The sequence below is a fragment of the Lactococcus allomyrinae genome (assembly GCF_003627095.1).
GTDB classification, from domain to species: Bacteria; Bacillota; Bacilli; order Lactobacillales; family Streptococcaceae; genus Lactococcus; species Lactococcus allomyrinae.
Genome location: NZ_CP032627.1, coordinates 718,193 through 736,033 on the forward strand (window position 1 = coordinate 718,193; position 17,841 = coordinate 736,033).

At 38.3% G+C, this 17,841-nt stretch carries 15 protein-coding genes and 1 pseudogene; 13 read left to right on the top strand and 3 right to left on the bottom strand.

The features are described from left to right. Position 1 precedes the first annotated feature (1 nt). From rpmA to D7I46_RS03535, 9 genes are all read left to right on the top strand, one after another. Positions 2–286, top strand: a complete 285-nt coding sequence (gene rpmA / locus D7I46_RS03495) for a 50S ribosomal protein L27 (RefSeq protein ID WP_120771620.1) — start codon at positions 2–4, stop codon at positions 284–286. 371 nt (positions 287–657) lie between these two features. Next, the gene (locus D7I46_RS03500) at positions 658–2,337 is read left to right on the top strand and encodes a hypothetical protein (RefSeq protein WP_120771621.1); all 1,680 of its coding nucleotides are present in this window, start codon (positions 658–660) and stop codon (positions 2,335–2,337) included. Beyond that, a complete protein-coding gene (locus D7I46_RS03505; RefSeq protein ID WP_120771622.1) occupies positions 2,316–5,927 on the top strand; it encodes a beta strand repeat-containing protein in 3,612 nt (1,203 codons plus the stop codon). The genes D7I46_RS03500 and D7I46_RS03505 overlap by 22 nt, the downstream gene beginning before the upstream one ends. Before the next feature lie 113 nt (positions 5,928–6,040). Further along, positions 6,041–6,994 carry a PhoH family protein gene (locus D7I46_RS03510; protein WP_120771623.1) on the top strand — a complete coding sequence of 318 codons (954 nt, stop codon included), beginning with the start codon at positions 6,041–6,043 and terminating at the stop codon, positions 6,992–6,994. A 95-nt stretch (positions 6,995–7,089) separates the two neighbouring features. Next, entirely contained in the window at positions 7,090–7,560 is a 471-nt protein-coding gene (locus D7I46_RS03515; RefSeq protein WP_120771624.1) for an NUDIX hydrolase, read from the top strand. 50 nt (positions 7,561–7,610) lie between these two features. Further along, a complete protein-coding gene (locus D7I46_RS03520) occupies positions 7,611–8,348 on the top strand; it encodes an alpha/beta fold hydrolase (protein WP_120771625.1) in 738 nt (245 codons plus the stop codon). A gap of 45 nt (positions 8,349–8,393) precedes the next feature. Next, positions 8,394–8,882, top strand: a complete 489-nt coding sequence (gene ybeY, locus D7I46_RS03525) for an rRNA maturation RNase YbeY (RefSeq protein WP_120771626.1) — start codon at positions 8,394–8,396, stop codon at positions 8,880–8,882. Further along, entirely contained in the window at positions 8,866–9,324 is a 459-nt protein-coding gene (locus tag D7I46_RS03530) for a diacylglycerol kinase family protein (protein ID WP_120771627.1), read from the top strand. Before ybeY ends, D7I46_RS03530 begins: the two co-directional genes overlap by 17 nt. Then, positions 9,321–9,896, top strand: coding sequence for a nucleotidyltransferase family protein (locus D7I46_RS03535; protein WP_240424486.1), 576 nt, complete (start codon positions 9,321–9,323; stop codon positions 9,894–9,896). Before D7I46_RS03530 ends, D7I46_RS03535 begins: the two co-directional genes overlap by 4 nt. Positions 9,897–10,002: 106 nt before the next feature. Here the strand turns inward: D7I46_RS03535 and D7I46_RS03540 are convergent, their stop codons facing one another. Next, positions 10,003–10,875 (bottom strand): Rgg family transcriptional regulator, encoded by an 873-nt coding sequence (locus D7I46_RS03540; protein ID WP_162930826.1) that lies wholly within the window; start codon positions 10,873–10,875, stop codon positions 10,003–10,005. Positions 10,876–11,099: 224 nt separating this feature from the next. Between D7I46_RS03540 and D7I46_RS03545 the strand changes: the two genes are divergently transcribed. From D7I46_RS03545 to D7I46_RS03555, 3 genes and pseudogenes are all read left to right on the top strand, one after another. Beyond that, positions 11,100–12,086: an ABC transporter ATP-binding protein gene (locus D7I46_RS03545; RefSeq protein WP_120773279.1), complete on the top strand. Its 987-nt coding sequence runs from the start codon at positions 11,100–11,102 to the stop codon at positions 12,084–12,086. A gap of 67 nt (positions 12,087–12,153) precedes the next feature. Next, the gene (locus D7I46_RS03550; protein ID WP_240424523.1) at positions 12,154–12,915 is read left to right on the top strand and encodes an ABC transporter permease; all 762 of its coding nucleotides are present in this window, start codon (positions 12,154–12,156) and stop codon (positions 12,913–12,915) included. Positions 12,916–12,962: 47 nt separating this feature from the next. Then, a pseudogene (locus D7I46_RS03555) lies at positions 12,963–13,747 on the top strand (ABC transporter permease). A gap of 315 nt (positions 13,748–14,062) precedes the next feature. On the opposite strand, the gene D7I46_RS03560 reads toward D7I46_RS03555, so the two are convergent. Beyond that, the gene (locus D7I46_RS03560; protein ID WP_120771630.1) at positions 14,063–14,710 is read right to left on the bottom strand and encodes a ComF family protein; all 648 of its coding nucleotides are present in this window, start codon (positions 14,708–14,710) and stop codon (positions 14,063–14,065) included. After that, complete coding sequence (locus D7I46_RS03565) at positions 14,707–15,978, bottom strand: ATP-dependent helicase ComFA (protein ID WP_120771631.1); 1,272 nt, start codon at positions 15,976–15,978, stop codon at positions 14,707–14,709. Before D7I46_RS03565 ends, D7I46_RS03560 begins: the two co-directional genes overlap by 4 nt. Positions 15,979–16,110: 132 nt before the next feature. Here D7I46_RS03565 and D7I46_RS03570 point away from each other — a divergent pair, with 132 nt between their 5' ends. Next, on the top strand, positions 16,111–17,838 hold the full coding sequence (locus D7I46_RS03570; protein WP_120771632.1) for a hypothetical protein: 1,728 nt from the start codon (positions 16,111–16,113) through the stop codon (positions 17,836–17,838). Positions 17,839–17,841: the final 3 nt, after the last annotated feature.

Here is a 17,841-nt window from a genome sequence, read left to right on the forward strand (position 1 = left end):
CATGCTTGAACTTAATCTGCAACTCTTCGCCCACAAAAAAGGTGGAGGTTCTACTTCCAATGGACGTGACTCACAATCAAAACGTCTCGGTGCTAAAGCATCTGACGGTGAACTTGTAAGTGGCGGTTCAATCCTTTTCCGTCAACGTGGTACACATATCCATCCAGGTACTAATGTTGGCCGTGGTGGCGATGATACTCTCTTCGCTAAAATCGAAGGAACTGTTAAATTCGAAATGAAACGTGGTAAAAAACACGTATCAGTTTATCCAGTGGTTGCTAAATAATCACTAATAAATATTGAAATTTTAAACTCTGCCGTGGGGCAGAGTTTTTTTGTAGACTTTTAATATTACATAAAAATTACAATGATTCAGTTAATATATAACCATAAATTAGCAAAAACAGTAATATATAAAAGACATTCGCAGAGTAAATTCTTTAAATTAAAAACATAATTAAAGAAATAAAAGATATGAAATTGTAATTATAAACATAAAGTGATAAAATAGTTTTAGATTTAGTGTATAAATAGGAAAACCTACAAAATCTAAAGATATTTAACTCAAGAAACATAAATAACAAAGACTATAAGTTATCTATGCAAAAGTCCAAATATTAAAGATTTTTTGGTATAAAAACAAAAAAGAGTAGTGTTATGCGACAAAATAAAAAGAAACAATCATCTATCAAACTTTCCCAGCATCCAAAAGTATTTCGCTTTAGTGCCTCATTTATCATGCTTTGCGCGCTAACGGGGTGGTTAGTTTATCAGGCAAATCAAAATACTTTAAAAGTCTATGCCGTTTCTGGTAATGATGGTACTGGTACGTTGAATACTGTCGGAGCAAATGATTTTCTGTACTACTTTACAGACTTAGGATTCGTAACCTCAGGAGACGCAAGTACAATGCCTGCACAACGACTTGAGACGGCTGGAGATTTGACAGACAGTACAAGCTATACAAATGGTATTTCCAATGATTTAATCAATGGTACAGGAAACTTTACCATTAATCCTAAAGGTTCGCTGGGTACAGGGACAGGCTTGCCCTTGATAAACTCTTTCTTCTCAGAATGGCCACAAAATACTTATGGTATTCCTTATCTTTATACTCTAGGAAATAAATCAGGAGCAACAAATAATAGCACGCAGCCGACAACACCAACAACTGGAACTTATACCACCCCACAAACCTCTAATGTGACAAGTACCACAGCTCCAGCTAATGCAGGTAAATCAGTAACATCTACAGCAGGTTCATTTGTCTATACTCCGGGTAGTGTTGATGGTACAAATCAAATCGCGACTGTTTATACAATGAAACCTGCGGATGGTAGCAGTATCGTGCTTGGACCCGATCCTAAAGATAGTACAGTTCTTGCTGGAAACTCAGGAAAACAATATACCAAGACTTCCTCCGCGACAACAATCACATTGGACAATCCAGATGGAACAAAGACAGGAGGAACAGGTGGTACACCAGGGACGATTGTAGGTTCAACAACAGGTGCGACTTCCTTTAATCCTCCTGTAGGATTTACAACAAAAATCCTTTACCAAAGTGACCTAAGTTCAGCTAAAACAGGCTATATCCAACCAGACCAAGACCCGAATACACAAGCAACTTACCCGATTCAAGCAGTCAATCCAGGGGATAACGCTATTGCAACGCAAGTAGAAGATGTTTCTTACTTTGATGCTTACAATGGTTCATCCTTTGCAGGTTCAGGTTCAATCACGAGCGTAATCACTTATGTTGGTGCTACAGTGTCGGGTAAAGATGCCAATGGAAACACTGTGACAGGAACAACGGTTACTTATTCGGGACAACAAGACCCTAACGGCACAACCTATTCAGGAGATTACGCAGAAATCTCGAATGGTAAAGGAACAACATTAACCCCAGTAGTAGCAGGAAAGATGATTGCCAATGATTCAAAAGGAAACCCTATCCAACTTTCTGGAATTACTGTTACAGGTGGTAAAGAAACGGGTGTGACTTGTACCATTACCTACTCAGAAGATGCTTCAAAAAATATGACAATTGTCTGGGATGGTGCAGCAACCACGATCACAGAACCAGTTATTAATCAAACCTCTACAGATAGCTCAGGAACAAACGCTATTAGTGCTACAGGAACACCAAATAAATCAGGGAGTTTCTACTCAAACTTTGCAAACGATCAAGAAGTGATTTCGATAGGACCCAATCTAACAACAGCTTCAAAAGGTATCCTCACACTTACACCAGCCTCAGGTAATCAAATCGGTGCAGCTGAATTGACTTCCTATAAACTTGACATGACAAAGACTTGGAATTTTGGGGGCAAGTAGCAATTGGTGGTACTGGAGGAGCTGATGGTGTTGGTTTTGCACTCTATCCAGGTAATGTCGGACAAATCGGTAAAAAAGGATTAGACCTCGGTGTAGGAGGCTTGTCTGGTGCTTTTGGATGGACAGCGGATACTTATGCCAATGGGGCAGGAGCCACAACAGACCCAGCGTATCTGCTACAAGGTTCAGATAGTACATCAACAGGAACTAATGGAACATATAAAGGTTCAGATGGACCATCGAATTATACTTTACCAACTTCTGGTGCTACAGTATCAAATAGTGGGACGAATACCACAACGCAAAATTTAGCGCTTAACTTCACTACAGGCGGGGGAACAAATACTGCAAGAGGAGGTTGGGCATTTTCAAGACCTTCAGGTGGTTCGGCAGCAAATGCATATTCTGTCTTTGACTTAACAGACTGTCCTACAGCTGATATTTCAGGTTTCTTGGATAATAGCTTTCATGACTTTACGCTTCAATACACACCAGGAACAAAATCCACCAAAGCTTCTGACCTTGCTCAAGGGACAATCGCAGTAGAGTATGGAGCAGATTTAGCCGCTGCTTCAGCTCCGAGTGTTACAACTTCTGGAAATGCGACAACAAGTGGCACAACAACAATACTTCCCAATGGTTCAACTTGGGCAATTCAAGGCAATGGTAACTCTACAAATGCAGTTGCTTTTAGCTCAGAAAGTAGCGCAAGTAGCAATTCAAACTATAAAATTACAATAGCTAGTAATATGGCGGCCTCTACAGCACCAACAGTAACTTATGGTTCAGCTTTGACTGGGATGAAAATAGCTCTAAAGAGTTTTAGTTACAAAGGTACACCATACCCAATTGGTACCACATTCTCATATACTCAACAAGGAACTTCATCATCATTTACAAGTGGTTATGGTACTGTTTCTTATTCAACACCAACAATCACGTATTCTAATGTGATTGTAGCGAAATCGAGTACCACGACAAGTACAAGCACATCAGTAACTTACTGGTATGCAAGCTTTGCTACATATTCTGCGAACTCTGTTGATGGAAGTAGTGATTTCAAATGGTCTATTCCTGTTGCAGAATTAGAATATAATGCTGGTGGTGCTTCAGAAGTTGGAACAACTTCAATGTCTTTTGCCTTTCTTGGATCAACTGGTGGTTCAATGAATCTGCAACAGGTAGAATTTCAAGGAGATGCAACAGCTAATGCAATGCAGTCTAATCAAGGCTTTGGCTTTTCTCCTTCACCAGGTTATGTGACAGTAGGTTATGTTGACTTTACCAAAAATACTGTAGTTAACTTGTCGGGACAACAACTTGTCAATAATGCTGGGAATCCAATCTCACAAATCAAATCTAAAAATGCATCAGGAGTGGATGTTTCACCCCCAACAGCGAAGTCAGTGACGACAATGATTACACCTGATGGAAAAACTCAAAACAATATTGGAAATGAATTTACAGACCAAGTTAGTCGGATGTATCAAACTCTTGCTCCCGATGTAGGCGGAAGTGGAGGAAGTTTTGACCCAGGAGATGGAACAGCGGTTCCGGCTGAAATATTCAATAAGAGTACAACACCTTTTAGTCCAACAAATCCATTTAGTGTATCGCCTGATTATACTTATGCGGGAATTTATGGTACGGCATCGGGTAGTATCACTTCACTATCTGGGGATAGTTCAGGAAATATTTATATTAATGGAAGTACGACAGCAGCAGTAAACTTAGATACAACAACAGGAAGTTATGATGGCACATCAATGTCTGGAAAATATACAGGAACTTTCTCTGCGAATAATACCTATTTGTACTATATCTACAAGCCTGCAACAGAATATGCTAATGTCACTTATGTTGATTTGAATGGTGGGAGCGATGGCAAAACCCCAACTTATGTTGATCCAAGTATTACAGGTTCTAATAAGGATACACCTACACAAATTTCAATTGCTTATAAAGGTACAGTCGGAGCAACTTTGTCAGCCGTTAGTTATGCTGCCAGCAATTATACGAACGCTAAAACGACAGGAACAAATCTTGTGACAACAAATGCCAGTAGTAATTTTGCTATTCCAGCGGGCTATCAGTTAAGTTATGCAGTCAACACGACAGGTCAGTCTGGGGCTGGTACAAATAAGATTATGACTGGCTCGTCCCCAAGTAGCTCATCAACACCAACAATCCCTAATTCTTCAGGAACAAACTCGGCAACAGATGTATCAACAAGTGGTTTAACATTTGACTGGTCACTGGCAGAAAATACCCCTGAGACAATTACGATTTATTTGACGCATATGGCTACTTCTAGTATCAATGGTACGGCTTTGACTCCTATACTACAAGCTGAGACGATAAATTATTATACTAATACTGGTTCGGCTACTGCACCAGCTGGTACTGCAACTGTGGCGACCGCGGTAACAAATTATATTGGCTTTAGTAATGTGTATGATCAAGTCAATGGAAATCTTCTTTATACTGACTGGTATAATTATGGGACAAGTAAACCTACTCTAACATCAAGTAGTGCTCCAGCACTTAACAATGATGGAAGTTTGGCATCTTCAGCGACAGGATGGAGTACTTATAATTCAAGTAGTCCACCTCAGTTTTTATCTTCTTCATTTCCTACGGTTTCTGGGAAATATATCAATGCAGTAACTAATGCTGGAGTAGTGATTACGCCTGTACCAACGCAAGTGCCAGCAGTAACAGCAACTGGCGGCACACAGTTTGCTGGATACACGACATCAAGCAGTTACCCAACAACTAATAGCTATACTCCTACAATTTCTAGTATTACTCTGAATGTTTATTATAATACGTCCACGAGTATTGCGATGTCTAATAGTCCTACTTATACGACAGAGCATGTGAACTATGTTGCTCAAACTGATACAACGCATCAGGTGGCGACAACATCTCAGCAGACGATTACCTTTATCACTGTGAATGCAATGAGTGGAACGAATGGTTCAGGAACAACAACAGGTGTTTATGCCACTTACTGGTATGATGGTATCCCTACAACTTATCCTACAGTATCTTACACGTCATCCAATACGGTTGGGACAGTAAGTGCACCTACTGGCTGGACATTACTTTCTACGGATCCTAGCTTTGACTCAATTACAAATATTGCAGGTAAAATCGCAGCACCCCCACTCTCCGAGTATGATATTGTGACAACTGCTGTTGAAAATGACTATACAACGGGTGGTACCAATAAGTCAATCTCACTAACTCCAACAACTGGAAACTCCAATACTTATACGTTGAAGGGACAGGTGGCAAAAGCTGGTTCAAATACGGTAATACCTACATCAACCACTACAAGTTTAAGCTCTAGTGCAACTATCGGTGCTCTAAGTAAATTATTTGAAACGGGTGTTTCTGCAGATACAACAACAACTGGAAACACGGATTTGAGTTTTACAATTTACTATACGAAAACGACATGGTCGTTGCCATATACTGGTGGAATTGGTATCTTGCTCATAGTTATCCTAGGGGCTGGAATCAGTAGCCTTGCAGTTATTCTACGAAAACGTAAAAAACGGCAAGCTGAAGAAGGCCAAAGTTAACAAAAAACTCCGAGATTGATATGTTATCTCGGGGTTTTTTGGATAAATTGAAATTTATATTAAAAAATGAAATATGCTATAATATAAGAAAACGATTAAATGGAGATTGTTTATTGAATAAAAATTCTATTGAATTTAAGCTTAAAAATCCAGAAGATGCAAGTTTGATTTTTGGTGTGCAAGATAAGTATTTGAAATTAATTGAGACTCAACTAGGTGTTGAGGTAAATTATCGTGGCGAGATGGTTCAAATTTTGTCTGATGATGAGGCAACAGGTGAGCGAGCGCGAAAGGCACTTCAAGCTCTTCAGGTCTTGGTTTCAAGAGGACTTCCCGTGCACACGTCAGACGTGGTTATCGCTGTAAAAATGGTTTTGAATGATGATATTGAGAACTTTACAACGCTCTATGAAGTTGAGCTAACTAAAGATGCAAATAATAAACCAATTAGGCTCAAAAATCTGGGGCAGAAAACCTATGTGGACTCGGTCAAACATCATGATATTGTTTTTGGAATTGGACCTGCCGGAACAGGGAAAACATTTCTTGCCGTGGTAATGTCCGTCCAAGCCTTACGTAATGGTGCTGTGAAGCGTATTATATTGACAAGACCTGCGGTTGAAGCTGGCGAAAGTTTAGGATTTTTACCTGGAGATTTACAGGAAAAAGTTGATCCTTACCTTCGTCCCGTGTACGATGCTTTATTTACTATTTTGGGGAAAACCGCCACTGAGCGTATGATGGAGCGTGGTATTATTGAGATTGCACCGCTTGCTTATATGCGTGGTCGGACATTAGACGATGCGTTTGTTATCTTAGATGAAGCACAAAATACAACGACAATGCAGATGAAGATGTTTTTGACGCGTCTCGGTTTTAATTCGAAGATGATTGTCAACGGAGATACTTCACAAATTGATTTGCCTCTAAAAGTAAAGTCGGGCTTGATTGATGCTAAGGATAAGTTGAATCATGTTGATGCGATTGATTTTGTATATTTTACTTCAAAAGATGTTGTGCGACATCCGGTAGTGGCTGAAATCATCAAAGCTTACGGCGATGAGTGATTTTGATGAGAAGTTTAACTTAAAGCTTAAAAGGAGAAAAGACAAAAGATTGCTGACAGTTTTCTGTCAGTGATTTAGTGGTCTAATATTGAATAATGGCTGAAGGATATATCATGGATTTGCGCGAGAAAATCGGGCATATTCCGATGGTAATTGCATGTGCGAGTGTGATTATCTATGATGAAACACGGGGCATTCTTTTGCAAAAACGCAAGGATAATGGTCAGTGGTGTTATCATGGAGGTTCTGTGGAACCTGACGAAACAGTGGAAGAAGCAGCAAAGCGCGAGCTTTTTGAAGAAACAGGGCTTTCTGCTTTGAAGATGGAGCTTTATACAGTAGCATCAGGGAAAGAGCAACATTTCTTTTATCCTAATGGTGACGAGGTTCACATTGTGGATACTGTTTTTATTTGCAAAAATTTTTCGGGTGATATTGTCATGGAAGAGTCAGAAGTGACAGATTGTAGGTGGTTCGCTTTTAATCAACTTCCAGATGATATTACACGATCTACAAAAACTCCGATTTTGCATTTTGCAAAAGAAATGCTCACAAGGAGTTTTTGAGCACTTTGTCAGAAATGACAGAAATAAAAAATGAATAAAAAGAGGACAAAATGTTTTTTCAAATCGATGATTTTAAGCTGCATTATGAAGTAATGGGTGAAGGAAAGCCGATATTGATTTTGCATGGCTGGGCAGCTCATTTAGCAACGATGACCGAAGTTTTTGAACCAATTTTCAATGAGAAAATAGGGTATAAACGGATTTACGTTGATTTACCAGGAATGGGAGATTCATCTGTTCATGATGTTTTTTCCTCGTCGGACATGATTTTATCTACTTTGATGAGCTTTGCAAAAGAAGTTATTGATGAGCCTTTTTTGTTAGCTGGTTATTCATATGGCGGATATTTGGCAAGAGCAATGGTAGCAAAAAGTGCTCAGGTATCAGGTTTGTTGCTCCTCGAACCTATGGTCATTCCAGATACAGATGCTAGAATTTTGCCTGATGTCGAATGGTTTTATGACACCGAAATTTGCCAACAAGCAAGTGTCCGCTCAGACAAGCTTTGGCGAGATGCTAATTCAGAATTTTTGGCACGTTTGCGTGGGTCTTATGCGCTTAGTTTTGATACGACTCATGTCAAAGTTTTCAATGCTCCGACTTTGATTTTATTGGGGCATCAAGATGGAACGGTAGGATTTGTTGACCAAATTAGTTTGTTAAAAGATTATCCACGTACCACTTTTGCGATTTTGGATTTAGCAGGACACAATTTGCAAATGGAGCAGTCAGAAGTGTTTGAATTCTTGGTAAAAAATTGGCTCTTACGAATCGAGAATGGTGTTTGATAATATTATAAAGCTTGTCAGTAACAAAAAATAAGGAAATATAAAATGTACGTAGAAATGACGGATGAAACAGGAAAGGTTCCTGAAAACATCATTGAGCAAACTGAAAAAATCTTGGCATTTGCTGCTGAAAAATTGAAGTTGAAAGATGCAACGGAGATGGCAGTCACATTTGTTGACAACGCTCGCTCTCATGAATTGAATTTGGAATATCGTGATACAGACCGTTCAACAGATGTAATTTCGTTAGAGTACAAACCTGATGAAAGTGAAATCTTCTTTGATGAAGAAATGGAAATCCCTGAAGAATTGCTCAATGAGATGGATCCTTTTATTGGCGAATTATTTATTTCGATTGATAAAGCAGTTGAGCAAGCAGCAGATTATGGACATTCGATTGAACGTGAATATGGCTGGCTTGCAGTACATGGTTTCTTACATATCAATGGCTATGACCACTATACGCCTGAGGAAGAGGCAGAGATGTTTGGACTTCAAGAGGAGATTTTGACTGCCTATGGACTCACACGATAAAGATTTTAAAGTTTATGACAAGAAGGATTTCAAAAATCCGAATGACAAAAATGCTAATTCACGCGATAAGTGGAAAAATAGAGATGTTTTTTCAAGTTTGAATTTTGCTTTGACAGGGATTTTGACTGCTTTTCGTTATGAGCGAAATATGAGAAAGCATGCTCTGTCAGCGATTATAGCAATTGCTTTCGGGATATTTTTCAAAATTTCAGAGTTTGAGTGGTTATTTCTGCTTTTATCTATTTTTCTTGTTTTTATGGCGGAACTTTTTAATTCGGCGATTGAAAATGTGGTCGATTTAGCCTCTGATTATCAGTTTCATATGCGGGCAAAACGTGCAAAAGATATGGCAGCTGGAGCAGTCCTTGTGATTTCAGGGTTTGCGATTGTGGTTGGCTTGATTGTCTTCCTCCCTAAAATTTGGAGCTTAATTTTTAAATGATGGATAAAGAAACAGAATTTTTAAATATTTTGCAGCAAAATACAGAACTGATGATGATTGTTGAGGAAGTATCAAAACTAAATTTACCTCATTGGTACATTGCTGCCGGAAGTGTTTTTCAAACGGTATGGAATGCTCAGGAGGGCAAGCCATTGATGAATGGTGTTCATGATATAGATCTTGTTTATTTTGATTCGCATTTGTCAGCTGATGAATCTAAAATTGCTGACAAAGCTTTGGAAAGTTGTTTGTCAGTAAAATTTGGTTATCAGTTTGACGTACACAATGAAGCTCAAATGCATCTTTGGCATGGTACTGACAGATTACCCTATACGAGCTGTGAAAATGCAATTGAACGCTGGATTGCAACGGTTCATGCTATCGGTATTACTCAGACACAGGCAGGGATTCGTTATTTTGCACCCTATGGTTTAGATGATATTTTTTCAAGAACAATTCGTCCATTGGTGCATGATGATATCACACGTGAGATGTATCTTGCTAAGGCAAAAAAATGGCAAGAAAGATTTCAAGGATTGACTGTACTTTCTTGGCCTGATGATAAACACTAAAATTACTGACAGAAATTCTGTCAGTATTCTCAACAAATCTATCATTAAAAAAGTGTACTGACAACTTTCTATCAGTACGCTTTTTTATCAAATTTAATAAAATTTCTCAAATATGCGATTCTTTTTTGTAACGTTCAAGTTCTTCAGCTGCTAAATTTGCAAGTCCAAAACACTCCAAAACTTTAAAAGCATCGATACAACGTTCAACATCTGCTAAATGTTCAGAATTAGATTGCTTACGAAACTTGTAAAGTGCTTTAAAATAAGCAAACATAGCTCGCTCATACATATTATAATCTGGCAAGACATGAGCTTCCAAGTAATTAAAAATTTCACGCAGAGGTCCAAAGTGTTTATTTGCAATGAAAATACGAATTACAGAAAGTAGTGCGGCATCAATCTTTCCTTGTAAAATCTCCCAATTTCTCACTTGAACTTTAGGTGAAATCATTTGATTAGTCAAATCAGCCAACTGTTTATCTGAAAATAAAACCGCACAATTCATGAGTATTTCGCACTCAACATACCACCACTGACTAATATTAAGGAGATGGGAGACGAGATGGTCAACATCTGTTTGGCTAACATGATACCTGGGATTGAGCTGCTTCAAAAAAGCCTCTGCTTGCATTTTATAGAGAAAGACAGCAGTATCATCAGGATTTTTCAATAATTCTTGATTTTGTTGCTCAATGAGAATTTCTAATTTCGCAATATTTCGTTGCCAAAAACTCTGCCAGATTTGCCAACTCGTAGAGTTTTTATTTTCCTCTAGTTCATGATAAGCATATTCAAAATCCATCAAGGTTGTTCCAATCCCATTGAGCGCAACCATAAGTTTGTCAATCGTCAGAGTGGTTTTCCCTGCTTCAAATTTCATGAGTTGAGAATAAGAAAGATTTTCACAGGCGATTGATTTTGCCTCGATATTTCTCATTAAACGTAAGCTTTTATAAGCTTTTCCTAAATTATCGTTCATTTTTTCACTCTCATATCTGCGAAATTTTACTCTAAAAAATATTGATTTCGCTTTCAAGTCATTATACAATAAAAACATAAAATTTGATAGCGCCGTTTCCTCCTAAAATATTTGAAACTGCTATCAAATTTTTTGTGCGAAGTTTGATATACTACGTATGTCAGGTTTTGACAGGACTGTCAAAACCCTTATTATCAGCAGAAATCAGGAAAATTATGGAAAAAATGATAGAGGTTAATGAACTCAGTAAAAGCTTCAAAAAAACAATTAAACAATCTGGTTTAAAAGGAGCCGTTAAATCTCTTTTCAATCCAGAGTATGAAACCTTTGAAGCAGTAAAAAATCTAACTTTTGATGTAAAAAAAGGGGAGATTCTTGGCTTTATTGGTGCAAATGGTGCGGGTAAATCTACAACAATTAAGATGTTAACAGGGATTCTAACTCCGACGAGCGGAACTTGCACGATTAATGGAAAAATCCCGCAAGAAAATCGTACCGAATATGTTAAAGAAATCGGTGTTGTATTTGGTCAACGTACGCAACTTTGGTGGGATTTGGCACTACAAGAAACTTATAGTGTGCTTAAAGAAATTTATGAAGTACCCGACAAACAATTTGAAAAACGCATGGATTTTCTCAATGAAGTGCTTGAATTGCAAGAGTTTATCAAGGACCCTGTCCGTACACTTTCACTTGGTCAACGGATGCGAGCAGATATTGCAGCAAGTCTTCTACATAGTCCCAAAGTATTGTTTTTAGATGAGCCAACCATAGGACTCGATGTCGCGGTCAAGGATAATATTAGAAAAGCGATTATGCAAATTAATCAAGAAGAACAAACAACGATTATCCTAACGACACATGACCTTGCGGACATTGAACTACTTTGCAATCGAATTTATATGATTGATAAAGGAGAAGCAATGTTTGATGGTTCTGTCAGCCAATTAAAATCGACATTTGGAAAGATTCACGAGGTTGATTTTGAATTGTTCAGCGAAGAAGAGGTAAAAAAGGTTAATTTTACTAGCTTTTCAGAAGTTGAAGTCGAACAAATGGGGCGACAGATAAAAGTTCGATTTGATGCGACAAAAATTACAGTGCCACAGCTTTTGCACTCTGTGATGAGTCAAGCTCAAGTGGTGGATGTTTCAGTTAAAGATGCTGATATTGAGGAAATTATTCGTAGATTTTTTAGAAAGGAGATTTAGAGTGAGAGGATTTTATTATAACTTTAGAAAATATCGTCCATTCCTACGTGCGGGAGTTCAAGGTCTGATGGCATATCGGATGGATTTTTTGATTTACAGGTTGGGCGATATTATGGGAGCCGTTGTTACTTTCTTTCTATGGCAAGCTGTTTTTCTGAGTTCATCACGTACCAATCTGAACGGTTTTACCGTCCAAGAAATGACACTTTATGTTTTTTTGAGTTTTTTTACCTCTCAACTTTCATATTCAGACGGAGCTTGGGCGCTTGGGGATGAAGTGAAAGATGGATCAGTTGCGATGCGCCTTTTGAAACCTGTTAATTTTAATGCAACTTTTTTGTTCAACGAATTGGGCGGAAAATCTGTTGCGATTGGAATGCTTAGTGTACCGATTTTTGGTGGTGTTTTACTCTATCAATTTTTGCATCCTACAACGGTAAGTTTTAGTTTCGTTAATTTTGCTTTATTTCTTTTGAGTTCAATATTTGCTTATTTTATCAATTTTTATTTTAATCTATGCTATGGTTTCACAGCGTTTGTGTTCCAAAATTTGTGGGGAGCCAATGTTTTGAAAAGTGCAGTCGTTGCTTTTATGTCGGGTTCGTTGATTCCGTTGAGCTTTTTTCCACCAGCTATTGGACATATATTGGGCTTATTACCTTTTTCTAGTTTGATTTACACACCAGTGATGATTTATTTAGGGAAAGAAAATACGAGCCAAATTTTAATCGCTTTTGCTATTCAAGTCGTTTGGCTTTTAATTTTCATGGGATTATCAAAGTTAATTTGGCGCAGTACCATAAAGCGTCTCAATGTGCAAGGGGGTTAAAGTAAGTTGGAACGACGATTTAAGCAGAGTAAAACATTGGAGGAACTATGAAAAGAATTTTAAGATTAGAAAAAATCTTTGCCGCACAATATCTCAAACAATTGATGGAGTACAAAGCAGATTTTTTGGTGGGAATTATTGGTGTTTTCTTGACACAAGGGCTAAATATTTTGCTGATTGGAATTATTTTTACGCAGATTCCAAGTTTACGTGGCTGGAGTTTACCTGAGATTATTTTTATTTATGGCTATGGCTCGCTTCCCAAAGGGATTGACCATGTGCTAACAGATAATCTTTGGGCGGTTGGACAGCGACTGGTCCGTAGGGGAGATTTTGATAAATATATGACGCGTCCGATTAGTCCATTGATTTACTGTGCGCTTGAAATGTTTCAAGTTGATGGTTTTGGTGAGATGTTAATTGGGATATTATTAATGGCAAGTACATGGCAGACTGTTGCTTGGACTCCACTCAAAGCATTTGCTTTTATTGTAAGCATTCCTTTTGCGACATTGATTTATACAGCACTGAAAATAATACTTTCAAGTTTGGCATTTTGGATGAAGCAAAGCGGAAGTTTGCTCTATGTTTTTTACCAGATCAATGGATTTTCAAAATATCCTGTCACGATTTATAGTTTTCCAGTTCGATTTTTAGTTAGCTTTATCGTACCGTTTGCCTTTACAGCTTATTATCCAGCGAGTTTCTTACTGAAAGGGCAAAATTTTGTTTTAAATATTGGGGGACAATACTTGTTTCTGTCATGTTCATGACTTTTGCACTCTGGATTTGGAATAAGGGAATTGCGGCATACGAGTCAGCAGGGTCTTGAGATAAGGGTTGAAAAAACTTTGATAAACGATACTTATACTAGTTTACCTCTAATTTTGCGTAAGCGAATTTGGTAGTTGAACTGCAAATATACTGTCTTTTGCTCTTGCAAGCTTCGCTTGCTAAGCAAACGAACAGCGTAGTGAGCGAAATGAACGTAGACCGTTCTGCGAACGGCGCACAATGCGACGATTGGGAAAAAACTTGCTTTTCTTATCCGCCACCATAACGCGTTGTGTTAAGCGCAAGAAATGGTTGGAATTTACGCAAACTTTAATTTTTAAAGGGAAATTTTAGAAATTAAACAGTATTAAATTTAGCGACATAACGAAAAAGTCTTGATTTCTCTAACACCTGAATCTTTAAGAAGATGAGCAGCGTGCTGTAAGGTTGCTCCTGTGGTGTAAATATCATCGACTAAGAGGACTTTTTTAGGAAGGATTGCGTTTTCTATAATAGAAAACGTATTTTTTGAGTTTAAGCGGGATTTTCTATTGAGAGAACTTTGAGCTAGGGTATCAGATTTAACAAGCAATTCTGTAAAAGAAGGCTCCTTTAGAAATGCAGAAACTTGGTTAAAACCACGCTTTTGATAACGTTCTGGACTGATTGGGATAGGAACAACCGTAAAGTTTTTGTCAAATTTTTTGAAAAATGAGCTAAAAATTTTATGAAGTTGATAATCTCCAAGAAATTTATAACGACTGAAATAGTCGTGCATTGCATTATTGTACTGAAAAATAGCTTGGTGGTTAATCAAGATACCTTTACTTTCCCATTCTAGACAATCTTTGCAAATCTGTGAGTTCCCTGACTTATAACAACGTGGGCAGTGTTCTGCTGGGATTTTTATAAAAGCTTGTTGACAATCTGGACAGATAAATTGCTCAGGGGTTTTGAGAAGAAGCAAATCTGAAAAGCGATAATGAATGTGAAATTTAGTGTGACAGAGTAGACAAGTCATAAAACACCACCTCCACGGTTTGATTTTTTGATTTCCTGAACGGCTTTAAGCATGGCTCTAGTTCGTCCTTCGTGAAAAAAGTAGACTAATCCATCAGGGCGTGTGCTTGAGCGTCCAACTCGTCCTGCTATTTGGATAAGGGCTGATTTTGTAAAATTAGTGTGATGAGCGAAGAGGACAAATACGTCTATTTCTGGGAAAGTAACTCCTCGCTCTAAAATACTTGTGGTAACAAGGATAGAGTAGTTTCCTGAACGAAAGTCTTCAACTATATTTAAGCGCTGCTTGCTTTTGGAGGATACAAATGCAATTTTTTCTTCTGGAAATTTTTGTTTTAACTTTTTTGTAAATGATTCTCCAAATCTAATCTCAGGTACAAAAATAAGAAGTGGAAAACGGCTTACTCTCTGCTTTTTTAAACATTGGATAAATTTTGTATGCCATAAAAGTTTTGGAACTGTGAGTTTACCTCCATGAAAACGTTGGGTTAATTCAAGTTGATGGAGAGCTCCGATTTTGATTTGATGCTCTAAGAAGTCGGTGGTTGTGGCAGTCAGGTAAACCAAACAAGAATCAGGTTTTCTTGCATTTTCTACAGCGAAATAAAGCATTGGATTATCTGCAAAAGGAAAGGCATCAACTTCGTCAACAATCAATAAATCAAAAGCATCACGAAATCGTAAGAGTTGATGCGTGGTGGCAATCACAAGCGGTGCACGAAAATAAGGTTGACTTTCGCTATGCAAGAGAGATATTTTACAAGAAAAATCACGAGAAAATCGTTTATGTAGCTCGATACAGACATCAATTCGAGGACTGACAACTGCGACACTTTTTCCATCTCTTAAATATTGATTGATGATTGGGTAGACCATCTCTGTCTTTCCTGCACCTGTGACAGCTCTGACAAGAATCTGTGAGCGCTGATGGCAATCTGTGATAAGGCTGTCAGCGATTTTTTGCTGTTCTGATGTTAGTTTCCCTGACCAAAGAAGATAAGGATGTGCAATAAAATTTTGCTGAGGAAAATGATAGAGCGATTCATCAGATTGTACTCTCCCTAAGTTAATACAAGTTGGACAATAAAAACATCCCAGAGGAAGTTGAACCATAACTTTTTTGTGAACGCTGCCACATCGCAAACATTTAATGCTGTCAGTGCTGACAGCAGTCATGGTAGGAGATTGGTTAAAATCAGTCTTGCTGACAGAATGTCTGATACGATTAAAATCGGCTGTTAGTAATAATCGTCCATATAAATCTTTCATAAATAGTTATACGTAAATTTTTGCTTGATGTAACGTGTATTTTAAATATTACAAACGTTAAATTATTATGTGTTTTTGTTAAAATTTGTTTAAATAGAGTTAATAGGAAATACTAAAAATGGAGGGAAAGCTATGAAATCGAATCATATTAAATCTAGAATGCTCAGAATTTTACTCATCGCAACAGGAATAGTTGCAGGTTCTTCTGTTGTCGTGGCGACAGCAACACCAGTAGAGCTTGCTGCTGCGAAATCTTTCATCAAGTCAGTGATGATTAAAAAAGATACAAAAAGTAAGAAAAAGAAGGGCGACAGTTCAAGCATGGAGGCGGCAATTGCAGGAATTCTCGGAGCTGCAGGGAGTCCATTTCCGGAAGAAATCCCATCTATTGAGTTTCTCACAACAACCTTGTCCAAGGTATCACCTTTGACTGCACGTTTGGCACAAATTTCTCGAAATCTTTCAAAAGAAATAACAGAGGTTGTGCTAGGAGAAACTGCCGCCGCGGAGGAAGTGGATGTTGAAAGTCTCGCAAAGGTTGATTTCACAAGTTTGTGGGAAAGTGAAGATATTAACTACTTAATCACTCTTTTTGGCGATATTACCAAGATTAAGACTGATGTCAATGTCAAGGATATTCTTAATCAATTTGGAATTAAGAATTTTACAGGTTATGAATTTGACCGAACGGAAAATGAAGCAACGCTCTTTTTTGGGGTAGATGATTTATCTAAAGTTCCAGCTTTTACAGCTGAGGAAAAAGAAAGGTATCATTTTGCAGAAGAATCTGCAAGCATTGAGCACGAGATGGGTCCTGTAGGAAAGCTGCCTGACGGAGTCATCCCGACGGCATGGGAGTATGTCACAAAAGACGGTAAGACCATATTTGCACATGGGCTTGATGGGGAATTTGCGGACGGCATCTATCATGAAGGATTTGATGCGACGATGTTTTTAGCTGGTTCGACGGTTCTTCCGCCAGAGCTTGACTCAATCAATGGCTCAACAGCGACTTTCTTATCGGGAACGCAGAATTATAACGCGCACAGTTCGGGTACATGGACGACGAGTCCTACGATGGCGATATCGAACTGGGTGCTGAGCTTTGGCTTTAATCAGCAAGTCGTGAGTCCAGAAGACCATACGATTATTGTCGAAACACTAAACAATGATTCGTTCAAAGCGTTGTTGTATTCTCTTGAGGTTGGACAATCTGTAACTCTGAGAAGTCCACTTGAAACATATGCCAATCAATCACGAACCCCTGCCCTAATGAGTTTGGTAGGGACAGATCATTATGTGTATATTGTATTGACGAGGACTGCGGATGGTACAGCGGAGAATCCAGCCTTTCATTGGTTGAAATCTACTTACCATCCAGAAATTCCTGGTGAAAACGAGTGGTATCGAGGACTGAGGTATTATTATACAGAGGTTGAAAATCTATATTCGGCAAGCTGGAATACGACGGTTAAATTGGTTTTACCAGAAAATGAACCAGAACCAGAGCCAATTCCGGAACCTATCCCAGAACCAGAGCCAAAAATCGTAGAAGAGGAGAAAGAAACGGAGCCTCAGATTGAGGAAAAGGTCGCAGAAGAAACCGAGGCAGCTGAGATTGTTCCCGAGCCAATGATTACTTTGACACCAACTTATAGCTTTACCTCTGATGAGCCAGCACCAGTGCCAATGGATGATGGGTTTGTTGTAGGTGGTGAGGACGTCAATATGCCAAAAACAGGCGATAAAACTGATGAGCTTCTAGAAGTAGAAGGTGGCGCTATTGCGCTTGGCGCCGCAGCTGTCGCGCTTGAAGAAGGACTCAAAAAACATAAAAAATCCGCTAAAAAAGAAAAATAAAAG

What these genes read in the sequence shown, in the direction of transcription:
- D7I46_RS03535 (WP_240424486.1), top strand. Translation starts at nt 9,321, where the DNA reads ATGATGGATAAAGAAACAGAATTTTTAAATATTTTGCAGCAAAATACA.
- D7I46_RS03570 (WP_120771632.1), top strand. Translation starts at nt 16,111, where the DNA reads ATGAAATCGAATCATATTAAATCTAGAATGCTCAGAATTTTACTCATC.
- D7I46_RS03520 (WP_120771625.1), top strand. Translation starts at nt 7,611, where the DNA reads ATGTTTTTTCAAATCGATGATTTTAAGCTGCATTATGAAGTAATGGGT.
- D7I46_RS03500 (WP_120771621.1), top strand. Translation starts at nt 658, where the DNA reads ATGCGACAAAATAAAAAGAAACAATCATCTATCAAACTTTCCCAGCAT.
- D7I46_RS03530 (WP_120771627.1), top strand. Translation starts at nt 8,866, where the DNA reads ATGGACTCACACGATAAAGATTTTAAAGTTTATGACAAGAAGGATTTC.
- D7I46_RS03545 (WP_120773279.1), top strand. Translation starts at nt 11,100, where the DNA reads ATGATAGAGGTTAATGAACTCAGTAAAAGCTTCAAAAAAACAATTAAA.
- ybeY (WP_120771626.1), top strand. Translation starts at nt 8,394, where the DNA reads ATGTACGTAGAAATGACGGATGAAACAGGAAAGGTTCCTGAAAACATC.
- D7I46_RS03540 (WP_162930826.1), bottom strand. Translation starts at nt 10,875, where the DNA reads ATGAACGATAATTTAGGAAAAGCTTATAAAAGCTTACGTTTAATGAGA.
- D7I46_RS03565 (WP_120771631.1), bottom strand. Translation starts at nt 15,978, where the DNA reads ATGAAAGATTTATATGGACGATTATTACTAACAGCCGATTTTAATCGT.
- D7I46_RS03550 (WP_240424523.1), top strand. Translation starts at nt 12,154, where the DNA reads ATGGCATATCGGATGGATTTTTTGATTTACAGGTTGGGCGATATTATG.
- D7I46_RS03515 (WP_120771624.1), top strand. Translation starts at nt 7,090, where the DNA reads ATGGCTGAAGGATATATCATGGATTTGCGCGAGAAAATCGGGCATATT.
- D7I46_RS03560 (WP_120771630.1), bottom strand. Translation starts at nt 14,710, where the DNA reads ATGACTTGTCTACTCTGTCACACTAAATTTCACATTCATTATCGCTTT.
- rpmA (WP_120771620.1), top strand. Translation starts at nt 2, where the DNA reads ATGCTTGAACTTAATCTGCAACTCTTCGCCCACAAAAAAGGTGGAGGT.